Genomic DNA, 16,370 nt, shown 5'->3' with positions numbered 1-16,370 from the left:
ATGGAGAGCTTACTCAAGTACTGAATAGACAAGTACTTGAGTAAGATAGGAATCCAAAGCATTTTAGCGGAGACAGCAATGCAAATTTTTTACGATAAAGACTGCGACTTATCTATCATTCAATCTAAGAAAGTAGCGATCATTGGTTACGGTTCACAAGGTCACGCGCACGCGCTTAACCTTAAAGATTCTGGCGTAGACGTAACTGTAGGTTTACGTGCTGGTTCTGCTTCTTGGAAAAAAGCTGAAAATTCGGGTCTTAAAGTTTCTGAAGTTCCTGCTGCTGTTGCTCAAGCTGACTTAGTTATGATTTTGACTCCAGATGAGTTCCAATCACAACTTTATCGTGACGTGATTGAGCCAAACATCAAGCAAGGCGCAACTTTAGCATTTGCTCACGGCTTCTCTGTACTTTATAACCAAGTTGTTCCACGTGCAGACTTAGATGTAATCATGGTTGCACCTAAAGCACCTGGTCACACTGTACGTTCTGAATTCCAACGTGGTTCAGGTGTTCCTGATCTTATCGCGATTCATCAAGATGCTTCTGGTAATGCACGTAACGTTGCACTTTCTTACGCTTCAGGTGTAGGTGGTGGTCGTACAGGTATCATCGAAACTTCTTTCCGTGAAGAAACTGAAACTGACTTATTTGGTGAGCAAGCAGTTCTTTGTGGTGGTGCTGTTGAATTGGTTAAAATGGGCTTCGAAACTCTTGTTGAAGCTGGTTATGCACCAGAAATGGCTTACTTCGAGTGCTTACACGAACTTAAATTGATCGTTGACTTGATGTTCGAAGGCGGTATCGCTGACATGAACTATTCAGTATCTAACAACGCTGAATATGGCGAGTATGTAACTGGTACTGAAGTGATTAACGAACAATCACGTGAAGCAATGCGCAATGCACTTAAACGTATTCAATCTGGTGAATATGCGAAAATGTTCATCCAAGAAGGTGCGTTGAACTACCCATCAATGACTGCTCGTCGTCGTCAAAACGCGGCTCACGGTATTGAAGTAACGGGTAACAAGTTACGTGCGATGATGCCTTGGATCCAAGCAAACAAAATCGTAGACAAAGAGAAAAACTAAGTTTTAGTTTAATCTTTAAAAAACCCTTATTGTATATAAGGGTTTTTTATGAGTGAAGTAAAGGATGTTACGTGCCTTGCGCTTCGCTCAGAACTGTGTTTTCACTCCTTGCGCTGTAAGCGTCCGCTGAACCCCATGCCTATTTTTTAATTTGAGTTGGATTTCCAGCGATGTGGCGTAATTCTTCTATTTGGGTCGCTTTATGCGTCGGCAGCCTTTTCAGCACATCACTTAAATAGGCATACGGATCCAAGCCATTCAGCTTTGCTGACTGGATTAAAGTCATGATATTCGCCGCTCGCTGGCCGCTGCGCAGCGAGCCAGCAAACAGCCAGTTCTTGCGCCCTAAGGCCCAAGGTCGCATTTGATTCTCTACCCAATTATTGCAAATCGGTAGATTGCCATCATCCAAATAGCGGATTAAAGCTGGCCAACGCTTCAGAGTGTAATTGATGACCTTGGCGGTGGGAGAACTCGATGGCACCGTCAGATGATGTTGGTTGAGCCATTCATATAGTTGTTGCATCACCGGTTGGCTATGCTGTTGTCGGTATTCGCGGCGGTCTTCCGCTGTACCATCGGTCTTTTTCCTGAGTTCTGCTTCTATGACATACAGTTTCTGAATCAGCACTAATGCCTGTTCAGCGACCTGACTTTTCCCGGTCACATGCAGTTCATGGAATTTACTGTTAGCGGCAATGTAAAAATGACCCCCCAACAGCATTTGAAAATTGACCCCCTTGGTTAATATAGTGGTCTTTTTGGACTGCTCAACATGTTAACTTTGGAGCAAGCAGTGACAATCCAAATACTTCATCAACAAGGTCAATCTATTAAGGCAATTTGAACCGTACCGGGTTTGTCGGAGACTCAATATTCTGAGAGACTATTCCGATGAAAAAACCAAACTATACTCCCGAAATTAGAGAAAGAGCGGTTCAATTACTCATTGAATCTGAAAAGGCGGATTCAAGCGCTGTGACGGTTCAATGAAGTTTATATTTCGAGTCATTGAGGATATGTAGCTTTGCTTACTTTAAATGCTTTGATCTAGTAAAATGATGCTATTCGTGCTTTAGATCTGGTGGGTGAATATGCATATTTTATATGTGAGCGATGGTAAGGCAGGTCATCGCTCTCAAGCATTGGGTCTTTTTAAGGCAATGCAAAAGCAAACAAATATTGATCTGACTTTTGAAGAAATTTCAATTGATCATTTACCACTGTTGAGTTTATTGACCGCATATAAAAAACAAAAACATGCGGCTGTATCTCAGCAACCAGATTACATTTTTGGGGTAGGCAGTCATACGCAATTACGTGTTTTCTTGATGGGTAAAGTTTTTCCATGTGCAAAAACTGTCATTTTAATGAAACCAAATTTTCCATTGTCTTGGTTTAATTATGTGGTTATTCCTGAACATGATGGTGTGCCAGAGCAGGCAAATGTGATTGTTACACAAGGTGCGCTGAATCCAATTGAAAATGAGCAGCGACACATTCCAAACCGTATTTTGATTGCCTTAGGTGGTTCATCTAAACGCCATCAATGGAATGCAGATAAGGTATTGTCTGCGATTCAGCAGATTGTGCAGCAGAACATGCAGTGTGACATTATTTTGACGAGTTCTAGGCGTACACCTGCTGATTTTTTACCTGCAGTGGCTCAGCAAAGTTTTGCTTCACAACTGCAAATTTTTCCAGTTGAAGAAACGCCGCAGGGCTGGATTTTTGAAGAGATGCAAAAAGCGGAAGCTGTATGGGTGACTGAAGATAGTGTGTCTATGATATATGAGGCACTCACCGCAGGTTGTAAAGTCGGGCTTATTCAGATAGATCGAGTGAAAGAGGATCGTATCACCCGTTCGGTACAGCATTTGGTTGATCAAAAGCTTGTATCGAATGCTAGACAAATTGCTGAATTATATTCTACGACTGCTTTTAAAGAAGCAGAGCGTGTGGCAACATATCTTTTAATCAAGTAGCTGTGATTGAATCGTGATTTATATTCTGATTGTTTTATTTATATTGTTGTTCGCATTCAGTTATAAGTATGCATGGTGGAAGCCAGCAACAGATTGGAATAGACCACGTATATTAATGTATCACATGGTGCGTGAGCATATTGATGGTGCCAAGTTTAATAAATTAAGGGTTAAGCCTATTGAGTTTGAAAAGCAAATAGCATGGCTTAAAGCAGAGGGTTTTAATTTTGTAACTATGCAGGAACTGCAGGATAATTGGGGGAATCACCCAGAAAAAACAGTTGCGATTACCTTTGACGATGGCTATTTAGATAACTTGGAAAATGCTTTTCCCATTTTAGAAAAATATCAAGCTAAAGCTACGATTTATGTAGTTGTGGACCGGCATGATCGAGATTGGTCGACATATAAGAAAGCCCACCATAACAGTGGTGAGCTGGCGCGTGAACCAAAGCTTAATGATGAGCAAGTGCAGTTTGTAGCAAATTCTGGTTTGGTGGAAATTGGTTCACATACAATGACCCATGCGAATCTTGCAAAGTTGGATGATATTGAATGCTTAGATGAGTTAACTCAATCCAAGCAATCACTTGAAGATTTGATTCATCGCTCTGTAAATAGTTTTGCATATCCATTTGGTATTTATGCCGCGCGTGATGTAAGTTTGGCACAGCAGGCAGGATATACCAATGCAGTAACAACGCAAGAAGGCATAGATGGGAAAATGCCTGATTTTATGCAATTGCAACGTATTAAAGTGAGTGGTAAAGACTCATTATTTGCTTTTAAATTGCGAATGAAATTGGGGAAAAGAGCTTAGTTGCTTTCTCTACTATTAATTTTTCTTACATGATCTAATTGGTTGAAGTAAGTTGTGAGCTTCATCCGATGTTTGTTCCATGTTTGAATTGGATGAAGACGACTTGTTAAGTAAATGATGAAGTCTGTAAATTTTCGCTGGGGTGTATGGCGTATACTTTTCCAATAGGTTGAAATTGCTTTTTTGATCAGTAGTTTTTTATTTTGTCCAGCAATATCTGGATAGTCTCGGATAAAATCATCAATTGTGAAGAACATATCATGGTGTTGTTGTTCTAGATGGCGGGATAGGCGGTTTTCCCCACGAATAGATTTTGTTTCAGTCTCATCTAAAATAACAAAAACACTATGTAAGTCGCTAGAGATTATTTTTTTTGAATATTTGGATAAGTTTAAAGCTAATGATTCATCTTGAATAAATATGTTTTCATTGCAGCCTTTGGATTTTATAAATAAGTCACGTGTACACATAACGCACATCTGCATAATATTATTTTCAAGTACGTAATTTAAAGGTGTTGTGCTAGATTGCCATGTTGCAATAGTGTGCTTCTGAATTTCATTCAGATCGTGAATTTTAACCTTTTCTGCATAACATAAATCGGCATTTTGCTTTTGCATTTCTGCTAAAAACATATTGAGACGATTAGGTGCTAAAACATCATCAGCATCCATGAAAAATAGATAATTACCAGTTGCAGAAAATGCACCTTGATTTAAACGAACAGCTGGGCCTTTATTGTCTGCATTTTGAATGATTTTGATTTTTGGGTAAGTTTCTATTAGATATTTACTGTTTTTAGACCATTCTGGGTCTGTAGAGCAGTCATCTACCACAATAATTTCGTGCAAATTTTCATCTTGAGGTTGTAGTGATTCAATGGTTCTATTCAGTAATTGGCCTTTATTGTAATGAGTGAGGATGACTGAAATCATTTTAATATCCTAAATTACGTTTAAAAGCTTGGGTAATTGGGCTTGATGAGTTTAAATCTTGGGTATTTCTGACATTTGGATACTGAAAAATATCTTCGAGCATTTGTCTCTGCATGAGTTGAGCTTGAAGATATTTCTCATTTAAAGGTTCTAAAATAGACTTGGGGCCATATATTGAGCTGACAAAACGTCCACTTTGGATAGTTTCGGCAAGCATGGAAGTACTGTCTTCTGTGACGAAAATATAAGTAGCTTGTTGAATTAGTTGAATTAGTGATAAAGCTTTTTCAGTATGAATAAAATGTAATTGGATATTTTTTGGAATATCAGTTTTATTCAAAAATGCACTTAGATTTGGTGTGCGACGTGAGTTGGTAATTAAGCCTTTAAGTTGATTGTTTCTACAAAATAGAATGAAGTTACTTATGATTTTTTCAAAATCTGTATAAGTAAAAGGGTGTTCATCTGTAGCCCCTCCTAAAACGAGTAAAGCTGTTGTTTGATCGAGTTGATCATGTTGCATGTTAAAAAACTCTTTTTTAACAGGTGGTGTTGTTAGTACAACTTGATCTGACTGCGTATTTTGTGGGAGTGCAGTAATTGTGCACCTGACTAGTTTGCTGTTTACCTTACGTAAGTCACCTGCATAAAATAGAGGAACTTTTAAATTACGGCTTACAAAAATGCCATAGATTAGGTTGGGCATTCCAGAGCAAATAATGCAGTTAATATCATGATTTAAAATAAAATTTTTAAAAAACAAAGCAGCAAATAAGTCGAATAAACGCGGATACCAACTAATTTTTTTTAAGAGGCTGATTTGCCACTTTTTTAAGGTGGGTGTAACTATTTTATATAAAGTTGTTGAATAAGCGGTTTCTAGATTGTCGTAAACTCCTAAGCTAGGGTTTAAATGCCCAGCACGTTGGTCATGAATAAGGAGAACAGCAAGGCTAGGTTTGCTTTTCATAAGATTTAAAAGTTTGATATATCAACGCTGTATATTAGCAAAAATCTATTCTGTTGTCAGAGCAACCTTATAGTAAGGCAAGATTCAGTATGTTATTTTAGATTAGGTGGTGGCCTATTTAGGTGATTAATAATAAAATGTTTTCTAATCAGTAGTTAGCGCAATTTTAAAAAGGCTTTTCTTGAAAAAACTAAAAATAGTTCACACAGTTTATGGGGATGCTTCAGGTGGGCGTTGGCAAGCAATGCTAAACACTTTTGATGCATTAGAAAGCAAGGGGCATGAAGGTGTTTTGGTATATGGTGATGAAAATAAAAAGTTAAAATCTGAAAATTATCCAAAATTTGTACTCAATAGTTCAGGGTTTTATGATCTGATTGCAGCAGTAAAACTAGCTTTATGGTTACGCTCTTATCGGCCTGATGTTGTAATCGCTCATAGTGGACGTGCTGTTTACTTATTTAAAAATGCGATGTTTTTTGCACAAATTAAATGCCCTGTTATTGCGATGAATCATAGTCATAACGTGAAAAGAACATTGCGCGCAGATGGATTTATTCATATTACTCCTTATGTGGCGCAGTGTGTTGCTGAGGTCGCTAAAAAGAAGGGTGTGGATTTGAGTCAAAAACCACAAGCAGTTATTCCAAATTTAATACATTTGCCGGATGATGAACCTTCTTTTGCTAAAAAACTTGGGGAACCAGTGGTCTTGGGAATTATGACGCGCTTGGTTGAATATAAGGGTACACACATAGCAATTTCTGCGGTGGAGCAATTAAAGCAAAAAGGATACATGGTCAAGTTGTTGATTGCAGGGGATGGTGAACAGAAAGAGTTTTTATTTGAGCAAGTTAAAGATTTGAATTTGGAAGGTGAAGTAGAGTTTTTAGGCTGGATTAGTGGCGAACAAAAAAGAAAGTTTTATAAAGATATTGATATTACACTCGTTCCTACAATGAATGATACCCAACCCTTGGCTATATTAGATGCTTTTGCTTGGGGGAAACCTGTTGTTGCGAGTGATCATATTAGTGTCCAACAAATTATTCGGCAAGGTGAAAATGGTTTAATGGCAAAATGCGGAGATATTCAAGATTTGGTTAATAATCTAATTATTCTGATTGAATCCCCTGAGCAAATTAGTAGAATGGCACAGGTTGGACACCAAGATGCTGAAAATGAATATCAATTTTGCAAAGTTGCGGATAAGCTGATCGATTTTCTTGATTCTGCATATATTTAATAATGTCATTATGGTTTATTTAGGTTGGTTATGAAAATTTTAGTTACAGGCGGTGCAGGATTTATTGGTTCAGCTGTTATCCGCCATATTATTCAAAATACCAATAACCAAGTTCTGAATATCGATAAACTGACTTATGCGGGTAATTTAGAATCGTTAAAAGAAATCGATCAATACCCGAATTATGAGTTCAAACAAATTGATATTTGTGATAGAGAACAAATTACAGCTGCAATAGATGCATTTCAACCTAATGCAATTATGCATTTAGCCGCAGAGTCGCATGTAGACCGTTCAATTGATGGCCCTGCAGCATTTATTCAAACCAATATTGTGGGAACCTATACATTATTAGAAGCTGCTCGAAAGTATTGGATGGGTCTTGACGCCGAAGCTCAACAAAACTTTCGTTTTCATCATATTTCAACTGATGAGGTTTATGGTGACTTAGAAGGGACAACAGATTTATTTACTGAAACAACTTCATATGCGCCAAGCTCTCCATATTCTGCCTCTAAAGCTAGTTCGGATCATCTGGTACGTGCTTGGCACAGAACTTATGGCCTACCTATCATTGTGACCAATTGCTCCAATAATTATGGGCCTTACCATTTTCCTGAAAAATTAATTCCATTGGTGATTCTAAATGCACTGGATGCTAAACCTTTACCAGTATATGGTAATGGTCAGCAAATTCGGGATTGGTTATTTGTAGAGGATCATGCACGTGCTTTATATAAAGTGGTGACCGAGGGTGTGGTGGGTGAAACCTACAATATTGGTGGGCATAATGAAAAGCAGAATATTGAAGTAGTCAAAACTATTTGTAAAATTTTGGATGAACTAAAACCACAGGCAAATGGTCAAACCTATGAATCACTGATTACATTTGTAAAAGACCGCCCTGGGCATGATTTACGCTATGCGATTGATGCTACAAAAATTCAAAATGAATTAGGTTGGACACCAACAGAGACATTTGAAACTGGAATCCGTAAAACGGTGCAATGGTATTTAAATAATTTAGACTGGTGTCATCGAGTGCAAGATGGCAGTTACCAACGTGAAAGATTGGGTGTAAATTCGTAATGTCAAATACAACAAAAGGTATTATTTTAGCTGGCGGTTCAGGTACACGTTTATATCCGATTACCAAAGGTGTATCTAAGCAATTATTGCCTATTTATGACAAGCCAATGGTGTATTACCCACTTTCAGTGCTTATGCTTGCGGGTATTCGTGAAGTATTAATCATTAGTACTCCTGACGATATTGATGGATTTAAACGTTTATTGGGTGATGGCGCTCAATTTGGTATTCAGCTTGAATATGCCGTCCAACCTAGTCCAGACGGTTTAGCGCAAGCATTTATAATTGGTGAAAGCTTTATTGGGGATAGTAATGTTTGCTTAGTGCTTGGCGACAATATTTTTTATGGTCAAGGTTTTACTCCAATGCTACGTCAAGCCGTTGCCCGTCAAAAAGGTGCAACGGTATTTGGCTACCAAGTGAAAGACCCAGAGCGTTTTGGTGTGGTTGAATTTGATGAGCAAAAACGTGCAATTTCTTTAGAAGAAAAACCTAAACAACCTAAATCTCACTTTGCGGTCACCGGTTTGTATTTTTATGACAATGATGTAATTAAAATTGCGAAACAAGTGAAGCCTTCTGAGCGTGGAGAATTAGAAATTACCACAGTTAATCAGATGTATTTAGAGCGTGGTGATTTAAATGTAGAGTTACTTGGACGTGGTTTTGCATGGTTGGATACAGGGACACATGCGAGCTTACTTGAGGCAGCGCAGTTTGTAGAGACCATTGAAAAACGTCAAGGTTATAAAGTCGCGTGTTTAGAAGAAATTGCGCTGAATAATGGCTGGCTGAGTAAAGAACAGCTTTTAGAAATTGGTCAGAGCATGAGTAAAAATGATTATGGTCAATATCTAGTTTCATTGGTGAGTGAATAGATATGAGTCAAGAGCCAATTTATGTCACTCAGCCTGTTTTACCTGAGCTTGAGGAATTTATTCCTTATCTAAAGCAAATTTGGAATAATAAAATTTTAACCAACTGTGGGCCGTTGCATCAGCAGTTGGAAAAAGAGCTTTGTGAGTATTTGGGTGTTAATTATATTTCATTATTTAATAATGGAACGATTGCATTGGTAACAGCGCTACAGGCACTTGGATTTGAACAAGGTGAGGTGATTACGACACCATATACTTTTGTTGCTACAGCTCATTCGATAGTTTGGAATAAACTCACTCCAGTCTTTGTTGATATTGATCCGCAAACATCTAATATTGACCCAGTAAAAGTTGAGCAAGCCATAACTGATAAGACGGTCGCGATTTTACCAGTACATTGTTATGGCATCCCTTGTGATGTGGAAGTACTACAAAATATTGCTACTAAGCATAATTTAAAATTAATCTATGATGCGGCACATGCCTTTGGTGTAAAACATCATGGAAAAAGCTTACTCAATTATGGTGATTTAAGTGTAATGAGCTTTCATGCTACAAAAGTATTTAATACTTTTGAGGGGGGGGCTATTGTTTGCCATAGTGCTGAAATGAAGCAACGTATTGATCGTTTAAAGAATTTTGGTATTGTGAATGAGAATACAATAGATGAGATTTCTTTAAATGGTAAATTGAGTGAAGTGCATGCTGCACTAGGTTTGCTACAATTGAAATCTATTGATCGCACACTATTAGCACGTCAAAAAATAGATGACATGTATCGTCATGGACTTACAGGTATATCTGGAATTCACTGTATTAAACGTCCAAGTTTAGAAAAAGATAATTACTCTTATTTCCCAATCGTTATTTCTAAGCCGTATCCGCTTAGACGTGATGAATTGTTTGAAAAACTAAAGCTTAATGGGATTTTTGCAAGAAAATATTTTTATCCGATAATGACTGATTTGGCTATTTATAAGGAGTATCAATCAGACACCCCTGAAGCGAAACTCTTATCAGGGGGAGTGCTTTGCTTGCCGCTATATCCAAATCTTAGCCTAGATTCAGTACAGAAAATTATTGATTTAATTAAGGACAATTAAGATGGCTTTTTTAACAGAAGAGCAAATTAAAGCCATGGGCTTTCATCACGTAGGTGAAAATTGCTTACTTTCGGATAAGGCATCTTATTATAATTGTAATAACATAATAATTGGTAATAATGTAAGAATTGATGACTTTTGTGTACTATCAGCTGGTATAGGTGGAATTGAGATAGGAAGCCATATTCATATTGCAGTATATAGCTCACTCATAGGAGCAGGTAAAATAGTGTTAAAGGATTTCTGTAATATTTCATCAAAAGTAGCTATTTATAGTAGTAATGATGATTACAGTGGTCAGTTTATGACGAATCCTACAGTGCCTAGTAAATATACAAATGTGACAAGTTCAGATGTTATAATCGGAAAGCATGTAATTGTTGGATCTGGATGTGTGATTTTGCCTGGTGTTACTTTAGAAACAGGTGTTGCTATTGGTGCATTAAGTTTAGTAAATAAAAATTGTAAAGAGTTTGGTGTTTATATGGGTACACCAGCAAAAAAAATTAAAGATAGAAAAAGAGATTTACTTATGCTGGAAATAGAACTAAAAAAAGAGAGATCGATTTAGTATGAATATATTGGTTTCAGTCTGTATTGTTACCTATAATCAAGAAAAATTTCTAGAGCAGACTTTACAAAGTATTCTAAATCAAAATACAAATTTTCAGTATGAAGTGATTGTTGGGGATGATTGCTCTACTGATTCAACTAGAAAAATAATAGAAGGATTTTTAATAAAATATCCTAATATTGTTGTTCCTATATTTCATAAAGTAAATATAGGCCCAATAGAAAATATTAAATCTGTATATAAAAAGGCTAAAGGCAAATATATATCACCTTGATGGAGATGATTTAGCTCTACCAGGTAAATTGCAACGTCAATTTGATGTTATGGAATCCAACCCAGATAGTGTTATCTGTACTCATGATATGCGGTATATAGATGCCAAAGGAAATAAGGTGCGAGAATGGACTCATCAAAAAGGCAAATTTAATTTAGATTATTTATATCTAAATTTACCTTTTTTTGCACATTCATCAAAAATGTTTCGCAATGATTTTATATTTGATTATTTTGATAGTTTGCATCGGCTTTGTTGCATAAACATTCAAAAGCTGAGTTCTCCCCAATCCATTCAAATTTAAGACACAACTTGGGTGCGAGGTCTACCTAATTCCGTAAATCTATTCAGAACTGCCACACGCGCATGAATTTCATTGACCTGACTTTGAAAATGTCTTGCCGTCAGCCTATCACCTAATAATTTGATGCAATGCATCTTGGTTTCCACCAAACTACGACGGTGATAACCCGACCATTTTTTCCATAGGGTTCTACCTAAATGTTTAACCGTTTGAAGTAACTCATTTCGTTCTATTGAACTTATTTTAGAATCTTTCCAGGGCTTGGCATTCTTTCTGGGTGGAATTACTGCATGTGCTTGACGATCTGAAATCACTTTTCTGCAGCACTTCGTGTCGTACGCGCCATCGGTATAGACAGAATCTATTCGCTCATCTAGTGGAATTTGATCCAGTAAATCACCTAGTACTTGTGAATCACTGACATTATTTGTAGTAAGCTGAACGGCACGTATTTGCAGTGTTTCAGCATCTATACCAATATGCAGTTTACGCCATTGCCGACGGTATTCAGGCTGATGTTTTTTACGCTTCCATTCGCCTTCACCTAAAAACTTTAAACCCGTAGAGTCGACAAGTAGGTGTAACCCATCATGACTTTTCTGATAGCTTATCGCAATATCAATATGCTTTTGTCGTCTACAAAGGGTGGAGTAATCTGGTGCTGTCCAATTCAAGCCACAGAGTTTAATCAGGCTTTGAACAAAGCCAGTAACCATACGTAAAGAAAGACGGAATAGAGATTTGATCATTAAACAGCATTGAATCGCTGTATCGGAATAAGTTTGATTTCGTCCTTGCTTGCCTTGTGGTTGTGCATACCATTGCGTCTTAGGATCAAACCAGATTGAAATATTTCCTCGCTTGATTAAAGCTTGGTTATACGAGGACCAATTGGTTGTACGATAGATTTTAGGTGTAGGCTTCTTCATCTGGAAATTATATTACTGAAGAAGCCTTCAAGAATAGCTTTGTGCAACAAAGCCGTTTGCATCCTAAAGCATTAGATATTGAAATTCATATTGAGCAGGCTAGAAAAGGGTTTATTTATCACTTGGATGAAGAGTTGGGTGCATATCGTGTAGATGTTGGGATTAGTAATATTGGTAAAAAAATAAACCCAATTTTGCCTCTGGGTATAATGAGGGCATATGATAAAAAGCTCTCTGAAGAGTTGAGTTGTGAGGAGAGAAAAAGGTTGAATGCAGTGTATGCGAAATATACTTTTCGTTATGCAAGATATTTTTATAAAACTGGAAGTGATTATAATATTTATTGTTTGTTGATTAAGAAATCAGTTTCGCTAAAAATATTTACTATGCGTCAAATATTTTTTTACTTACTTGTTTTTTTACCAAAAATTATTATTTGGAAATTACGGTGATTTTTAAACTATTTGTGTATTGATTCAGTGTTATTGATGATAACTAGGATGTCTAAAGTATAAGCTAAACTTTATGAGGTTTATAGCTTTAAATTTTTATTGTTTAAAATGAAGTTTATGTTATAGATGACTGTTGTTAGTGGCTTTGTTGCACAAACCTATCTGTAAAGGCTTTTTCAGCGATATAATTTTCAAATGAAGAAGCCTACACACAAAATCTACCGCACAACCAATTGGCCCGCATATAACCGAGCACTCATGAGTCGCGGAAATATTGTCATTTGGTTTGATCCTGCTACGCAATGGTATGCTCCATCAAAAGGCAAACAAGGGCGAAATCAAACCTACTCCGACGCAGCTATCCAATGCTGCTTAATGATTAAATCCTTATTCCGTCTATCTTTACGTATGGTCACTGGCTTTGTGCAAAGTCTGATTGAACTTTGCGGATTAAATTGGACCGCACCAGATTACAGTACGCTTTGTAGAAGACAAAAGCATATTGATATTGCAATCAGCTACCAAAAAAGTAGCGATGGGCTGCATCTACTCGTAGACTCTACAGGCATGAAGTTTCTAGGTGAGGGCGAATGGAAACGCAAGAAACATGGAGCTGAATATCGTCGCCAATGGCGTAAACTACATATTGGTATAGATGCCAAAACCCTACAAATACGCGCTATTCAGCTCACAACCAATAATGTCAGTGATTCACAGGTGCTTGGTGATTTACTTAATCAGATTCCACAAGATGAGCAGATTGACTCTGTTTATACCGATGGAGCTTATGACACCAAGCAATGCCGTCAGGTCATTGCAGATCGGCAAGCACATGCGGTGATTCCACCTAGAAAAAATGCGAAACCATGGAAAGATACAAAGATCAGCTCGCTAGAGCGAAATGAATTACTTCGAACAGTTAAACGTTTAGGCAGGACATTATGGAAAAAATGGTCAGGCTATCATCGCCGCAGTTTGGTGGAAACCAAGATGCATTGCATCAAATTATTAGGCGATAAATTAATGGCAAGAAGCTTTCCTAGTCAGGTGAATGAAATTCATGCACGTGTAGCAGTCCTCAACAGATTTACGGAATTAGGTCGACCACTTACCCAAGTTACGCCTTAAATTTGGCTCAATTAGGGGCGCTTTGCATTTCAAATCTTTGTGCAACAAAGCCCTATCATGAGCTGCTTTATCTGAAATAATAAATTCGATTAAATTAGACTAGAATTGTTCATTCAGCATTGTAGGAAGCACCGATGGTAGTGATTTTGATTTAATAATTGAGTTTACTATTTTTATACACCAAAAGGCTTTGTTGCACAAAGCTATTCTTGAAGGCTTCTTCAGTAATATAATTTCCAGATGAAGAAGCCTACACCTAAAATCTATCGTACAACCAATTGGTCCTCGTATAACCAAGCTTTAATCAAGCGAGGAAATATTTCAATCTGGTTTGATCCTAAGACGCAATGGTATGCACAACCACAAGGCAAGCAAGGACGAAATCAAACTTATTCCGATACAGCGATTCAATGCTGTTTAATGATCAAATCTCTATTCCGTCTTTCTTTACGTATGGTTACTGGCTTTGTTCAAAGCCTGATTAAACTCTGTGGCTTGAATTGGACAGCACCAGATTACTCCACCCTTTGTAGACGACAAAAGCATATTGATATTGCGATAAGCTATCAGAAAAGTCATGATGGGTTACACCTACTTGTCGACTCTACGGGTTTAAAGTTTTTAGGTGAAGGCGAATGGAAGCGTAAAAAACATCAGCCTGAATACCGTCGGCAATGGCGTAAACTGCATATTGGTATAGATGCTGAAACACTGCAAATACGTGCCGTTCAGCTTACTACAAATAATGTCAGTGATTCACAAGTACTAGGTGATTTACTGGATCAAATTCCACTAGATGAGCGAATAGATTCTGTCTATACCGATGGCGCGTACGACACGAAGTGCTGCAGAAAAGTGATTTCAGATCGTCAAGCACATGCAGTAATTCCACCCAGAAAGAATGCCAAGCCCTGGAAAGATTCTAAAATAAGTTCAATAGAACGAAATGAGTTACTTCAAACGGTTAAACATTTAGGTAGAACCCTATGGAAAAAATGGTCGGGTTATCACCGTCGTAGTTTGGTGGAAACCAAGATGCATTGCATCAAATTATTAGGTGATAGGCTGACGGCAAGACATTTTCAAAGTCAGGTCAATGAAATTCATGCGCGTGTGGCAGTTCTGAATAGATTTACGGAATTAGGTAGACCTCGCACCCAAGTTGTGTCTTAAATTTGAATGGATTGGGGAGAACTCAGCTTTTGAATGTTTATGCAACAAAGCCACACCAAAATACCAACAGGCATTAGTTTTATATGTGCTTTTTAAAGATATTTAGAATTGAATGTAATTTCCATTGAATATTTAGTTTAAAAATTTTAAAAAATATATTTTTTAATGGTTCTTCAGTGTACGCTAATTTGTGTAATAAGTTAACTCGTGGATCCATTTGCGTTTCTAAGCTGTACAGTTCTTTGACGCGGTGTGCGCCATTTTTTCCTATTTCTTTTAGGGCAGCGGGATGGTTATAATAAAAAATAATTTTATCAATAATATCATTGGTGTCATATTTAATTAATACAATATCTTTCTCGTTAGTAAAATAGTTTTCTGCGGAGTTAAATTCATCGTGAGCAAAGATAGCACTACCGCGTAAAGCAGCTTCAATACAACTAGCAGTGGGGAAGCCATCAAATGATCCTGGAGAAATTTGACCACTAATATTGGGGGATAAAATTATATCAATAGTTTTGAATAAATTGTCAAAATCTTCTGGATCTAATGAACCATGAAATTTGATATGGTCACCTAATGTATCAACATTAATAATTTTAGAATCAAAAGACCCTATAACATGAAAGTAGATATTCTTATATCGTTGATGCAGTATAGTGGCAACATCTATAAAAATATCATATCCTTTATCTTTTCCATACGGAGTATATCTGTGCGCCATAAAACAGATATCCATGCGATTCTTATCAAATCCCCAATAATGTTTTTTAGTAAATAAATCTGTTTTGGATATCTCAGGCATTACAACTCCAAAGATCATTTGAATTTTTTCTTTAGAACACATTCCTTTATTCAAAATATAATCATAAGTTACTTGCTGGGTTACTATTACTTTTTTAAAACAAGGGGAACTAAAGATTCGTTTGAGCTTATGGTCACATATAGGATCGTTTAGTAAAAATCCTCCACCTGGATAAAGAGTAAATACAAATGGAGCTTTAGCGGACTCAATTTTAGGTAAAATTGCGAATGTGTTATTTAAAAAAGTGAGATAGACCAGATCAGTGCTCTTAATATGTATTTTTTTGCTTTCAAGTATTACTTTATGACTAAGATTTGGAAATTTTTCCTTATATTCTTGTACAATAATAGCTGCTGATTTTTTATCAAGTGACTCAATATTTTTTCCAGAAGTTATTATTACAGATTTTTTAAATTCCTGTAAGTATGTGGTGAACTCTATATATCTAAATCCACTTTTAGGAGAGGGGAATGTATCGTCAATGATTAATAGATTAAATTTGTCTGATTTTGAAATTTGAGTATTACTATTTAATTTTTTTTCATTGGAATTAATAAGCATAAAAGTGTACTCTTTTAAATTTAATAACTAATCATATATATTTATTTTT

The 16,370-nt window shown here is 36.8% G+C and carries 17 protein-coding genes and 1 pseudogene; 13 read left to right on the top strand and 5 right to left on the bottom strand.

What is annotated here, in order from left to right; translation table 11 throughout:
• Positions 1-78 precede the first annotated feature (78 nt).
• Complete coding sequence (ilvC, locus tag C3Y93_RS07100; protein ID WP_004974988.1) at positions 79-1,095, top strand: ketol-acid reductoisomerase; 1,017 nt, start codon at positions 79-81, stop codon at positions 1,093-1,095.
• Positions 1,096-1,241: 146 nt separating this feature from the next.
• Here ilvC and C3Y93_RS07095 read toward each other — a convergent pair.
• Positions 1,242-1,789 (bottom strand): annotated as a pseudogene (locus C3Y93_RS07095) (IS66 family transposase); the annotation flags it as partial.
• Positions 1,790-2,189: 400 nt separating this feature from the next.
• Between C3Y93_RS07095 and C3Y93_RS07085 the strand changes: the two are divergent.
• Positions 2,190-3,080 (top strand): mitochondrial fission ELM1 family protein, encoded by an 891-nt coding sequence (locus tag C3Y93_RS07085; RefSeq protein ID WP_104852509.1) that lies wholly within the window; start codon positions 2,190-2,192, stop codon positions 3,078-3,080.
• Positions 3,081-3,093: 13 nt separating this feature from the next.
• Entirely contained in the window at positions 3,094-3,900 is an 807-nt protein-coding gene (locus C3Y93_RS07080; protein ID WP_104852508.1) for a polysaccharide deacetylase family protein, read from the top strand.
• Here C3Y93_RS07080 and C3Y93_RS07075 read toward each other — a convergent pair.
• Positions 3,897-4,835: a glycosyltransferase family 2 protein gene (locus C3Y93_RS07075; RefSeq protein WP_104852507.1), complete on the bottom strand. Its 939-nt coding sequence runs from the start codon at positions 4,833-4,835 to the stop codon at positions 3,897-3,899. The genes C3Y93_RS07080 and C3Y93_RS07075 overlap by 4 nt on opposite strands.
• Position 4,836: 1 nt before the next feature.
• The gene (locus C3Y93_RS07070) at positions 4,837-5,805 is read right to left on the bottom strand and encodes an ELM1/GtrOC1 family putative glycosyltransferase (RefSeq protein ID WP_104852506.1); all 969 of its coding nucleotides are present in this window, start codon (positions 5,803-5,805) and stop codon (positions 4,837-4,839) included.
• 181 nt (positions 5,806-5,986) lie between these two features.
• On the opposite strand from C3Y93_RS07070, the gene C3Y93_RS07065 reads away from it, so the two are divergent.
• From C3Y93_RS07065 to C3Y93_RS14575, 7 genes are read left to right on the top strand one after another with little or no spacing between them, the layout of a single operon-like run.
• The gene (locus tag C3Y93_RS07065; RefSeq protein WP_158660394.1) at positions 5,987-7,051 is read left to right on the top strand and encodes a glycosyltransferase family 4 protein; all 1,065 of its coding nucleotides are present in this window, start codon (positions 5,987-5,989) and stop codon (positions 7,049-7,051) included.
• A gap of 30 nt (positions 7,052-7,081) precedes the next feature.
• Positions 7,082-8,140, top strand: a complete 1,059-nt coding sequence (gene rfbB, locus C3Y93_RS07060; protein WP_104852504.1) for a dTDP-glucose 4,6-dehydratase — start codon at positions 7,082-7,084, stop codon at positions 8,138-8,140.
• Entirely contained in the window at positions 8,140-9,018 is an 879-nt protein-coding gene (gene rfbA, locus C3Y93_RS07055; protein ID WP_104852503.1) for a glucose-1-phosphate thymidylyltransferase RfbA, read from the top strand. Before rfbB ends, rfbA begins: the two co-directional genes overlap by 1 nt.
• Before the next feature lie 2 nt (positions 9,019-9,020).
• On the top strand, positions 9,021-10,121 hold the full coding sequence (locus C3Y93_RS07050) for a DegT/DnrJ/EryC1/StrS family aminotransferase (protein WP_104852502.1): 1,101 nt from the start codon (positions 9,021-9,023) through the stop codon (positions 10,119-10,121).
• 1 nt (position 10,122) lies between these two features.
• The gene (locus tag C3Y93_RS07045) at positions 10,123-10,692 is read left to right on the top strand and encodes an acyltransferase (RefSeq protein ID WP_104852501.1); all 570 of its coding nucleotides are present in this window, start codon (positions 10,123-10,125) and stop codon (positions 10,690-10,692) included.
• A 1-nt stretch (position 10,693) separates the two neighbouring features.
• Positions 10,694-10,969 carry a glycosyltransferase family 2 protein gene (locus C3Y93_RS14510; RefSeq protein WP_104852500.1) on the top strand — a complete coding sequence of 92 codons (276 nt, stop codon included), beginning with the start codon at positions 10,694-10,696 and terminating at the stop codon, positions 10,967-10,969.
• 49 nt (positions 10,970-11,018) lie between these two features.
• Positions 11,019-11,273 carry a hypothetical protein gene (locus tag C3Y93_RS14575; protein ID WP_416224613.1) on the top strand — a complete coding sequence of 85 codons (255 nt, stop codon included), beginning with the start codon at positions 11,019-11,021 and terminating at the stop codon, positions 11,271-11,273.
• On the opposite strand, the gene C3Y93_RS07035 is transcribed toward C3Y93_RS14575, so the two are convergent.
• Positions 11,270-12,202, bottom strand: a complete 933-nt coding sequence (locus C3Y93_RS07035; RefSeq protein ID WP_004812228.1) for an IS5-like element ISAha3 family transposase — start codon at positions 12,200-12,202, stop codon at positions 11,270-11,272. The genes C3Y93_RS14575 and C3Y93_RS07035 overlap by 4 nt on opposite strands.
• Before the next feature lie 41 nt (positions 12,203-12,243).
• Between C3Y93_RS07035 and C3Y93_RS07030 the strand changes: the two genes are divergently transcribed.
• The 3 genes from C3Y93_RS07030 to C3Y93_RS07020 all read left to right on the top strand — a co-directional run bounded on the left by C3Y93_RS07030 (position 12,244) and on the right by C3Y93_RS07020 (position 14,955).
• On the top strand, positions 12,244-12,654 hold the full coding sequence (locus C3Y93_RS07030; protein WP_158660393.1) for a hypothetical protein: 411 nt from the start codon (positions 12,244-12,246) through the stop codon (positions 12,652-12,654).
• Positions 12,655-12,849: 195 nt separating this feature from the next.
• Positions 12,850-13,782, top strand: a complete 933-nt coding sequence (locus tag C3Y93_RS07025; protein WP_104852498.1) for an IS5-like element IS17 family transposase — start codon at positions 12,850-12,852, stop codon at positions 13,780-13,782.
• Positions 13,783-14,022: 240 nt separating this feature from the next.
• Positions 14,023-14,955: an IS5-like element ISAha3 family transposase gene (locus C3Y93_RS07020; RefSeq protein ID WP_004812228.1), complete on the top strand. Its 933-nt coding sequence runs from the start codon at positions 14,023-14,025 to the stop codon at positions 14,953-14,955.
• Between the two features lie 79 nt (positions 14,956-15,034).
• Here C3Y93_RS07020 and C3Y93_RS07015 read toward each other — a convergent pair whose 3' ends face one another.
• Complete coding sequence (locus tag C3Y93_RS07015) at positions 15,035-16,321, bottom strand: glycosyltransferase family 4 protein (protein WP_104852497.1); 1,287 nt, start codon at positions 16,319-16,321, stop codon at positions 15,035-15,037.
• Positions 16,322-16,370: the final 49 nt, after the last annotated feature.

It is taken from the genome of Acinetobacter sp. SWBY1 (assembly GCF_002946595.1).
GTDB classification, from domain to species: Bacteria; Pseudomonadota; Gammaproteobacteria; order Pseudomonadales; family Moraxellaceae; genus Acinetobacter; species Acinetobacter towneri.
This window is presented reverse-complemented; position numbering and strand designations above follow the sequence as displayed.

Bases quoted from the DNA above. Each gene is read 5' to 3' on its own strand.
- ilvC (WP_004974988.1), top strand. From the start codon at position 79: ATGCAAATTTTTTACGATAAAGACTGCGACTTATCTATCATTCAATCT.
- C3Y93_RS07085 (WP_104852509.1), top strand. From the start codon at position 2,190: ATGCATATTTTATATGTGAGCGATGGTAAGGCAGGTCATCGCTCTCAA.
- C3Y93_RS07075 (WP_104852507.1), bottom strand. From the start codon at position 4,835: ATGATTTCAGTCATCCTCACTCATTACAATAAAGGCCAATTACTGAAT.
- C3Y93_RS07070 (WP_104852506.1), bottom strand. From the start codon at position 5,805: ATGAAAAGCAAACCTAGCCTTGCTGTTCTCCTTATTCATGACCAACGT.
- rfbB (WP_104852504.1), top strand. From the start codon at position 7,082: ATGAAAATTTTAGTTACAGGCGGTGCAGGATTTATTGGTTCAGCTGTT.
- rfbA (WP_104852503.1), top strand. From the start codon at position 8,140: ATGTCAAATACAACAAAAGGTATTATTTTAGCTGGCGGTTCAGGTACA.
- C3Y93_RS07050 (WP_104852502.1), top strand. From the start codon at position 9,021: ATGAGTCAAGAGCCAATTTATGTCACTCAGCCTGTTTTACCTGAGCTT.
- C3Y93_RS07045 (WP_104852501.1), top strand. From the start codon at position 10,123: ATGGCTTTTTTAACAGAAGAGCAAATTAAAGCCATGGGCTTTCATCAC.
- C3Y93_RS14510 (WP_104852500.1), top strand. From the start codon at position 10,694: ATGAATATATTGGTTTCAGTCTGTATTGTTACCTATAATCAAGAAAAA.
- C3Y93_RS14575 (WP_416224613.1), top strand. From the start codon at position 11,019: ATGGAATCCAACCCAGATAGTGTTATCTGTACTCATGATATGCGGTAT.
- C3Y93_RS07035 (WP_004812228.1), bottom strand. From the start codon at position 12,202: ATGAAGAAGCCTACACCTAAAATCTATCGTACAACCAATTGGTCCTCG.
- C3Y93_RS07025 (WP_104852498.1), top strand. From the start codon at position 12,850: ATGAAGAAGCCTACACACAAAATCTACCGCACAACCAATTGGCCCGCA.
- C3Y93_RS07020 (WP_004812228.1), top strand. From the start codon at position 14,023: ATGAAGAAGCCTACACCTAAAATCTATCGTACAACCAATTGGTCCTCG.
- C3Y93_RS07015 (WP_104852497.1), bottom strand. From the start codon at position 16,321: ATGCTTATTAATTCCAATGAAAAAAAATTAAATAGTAATACTCAAATT.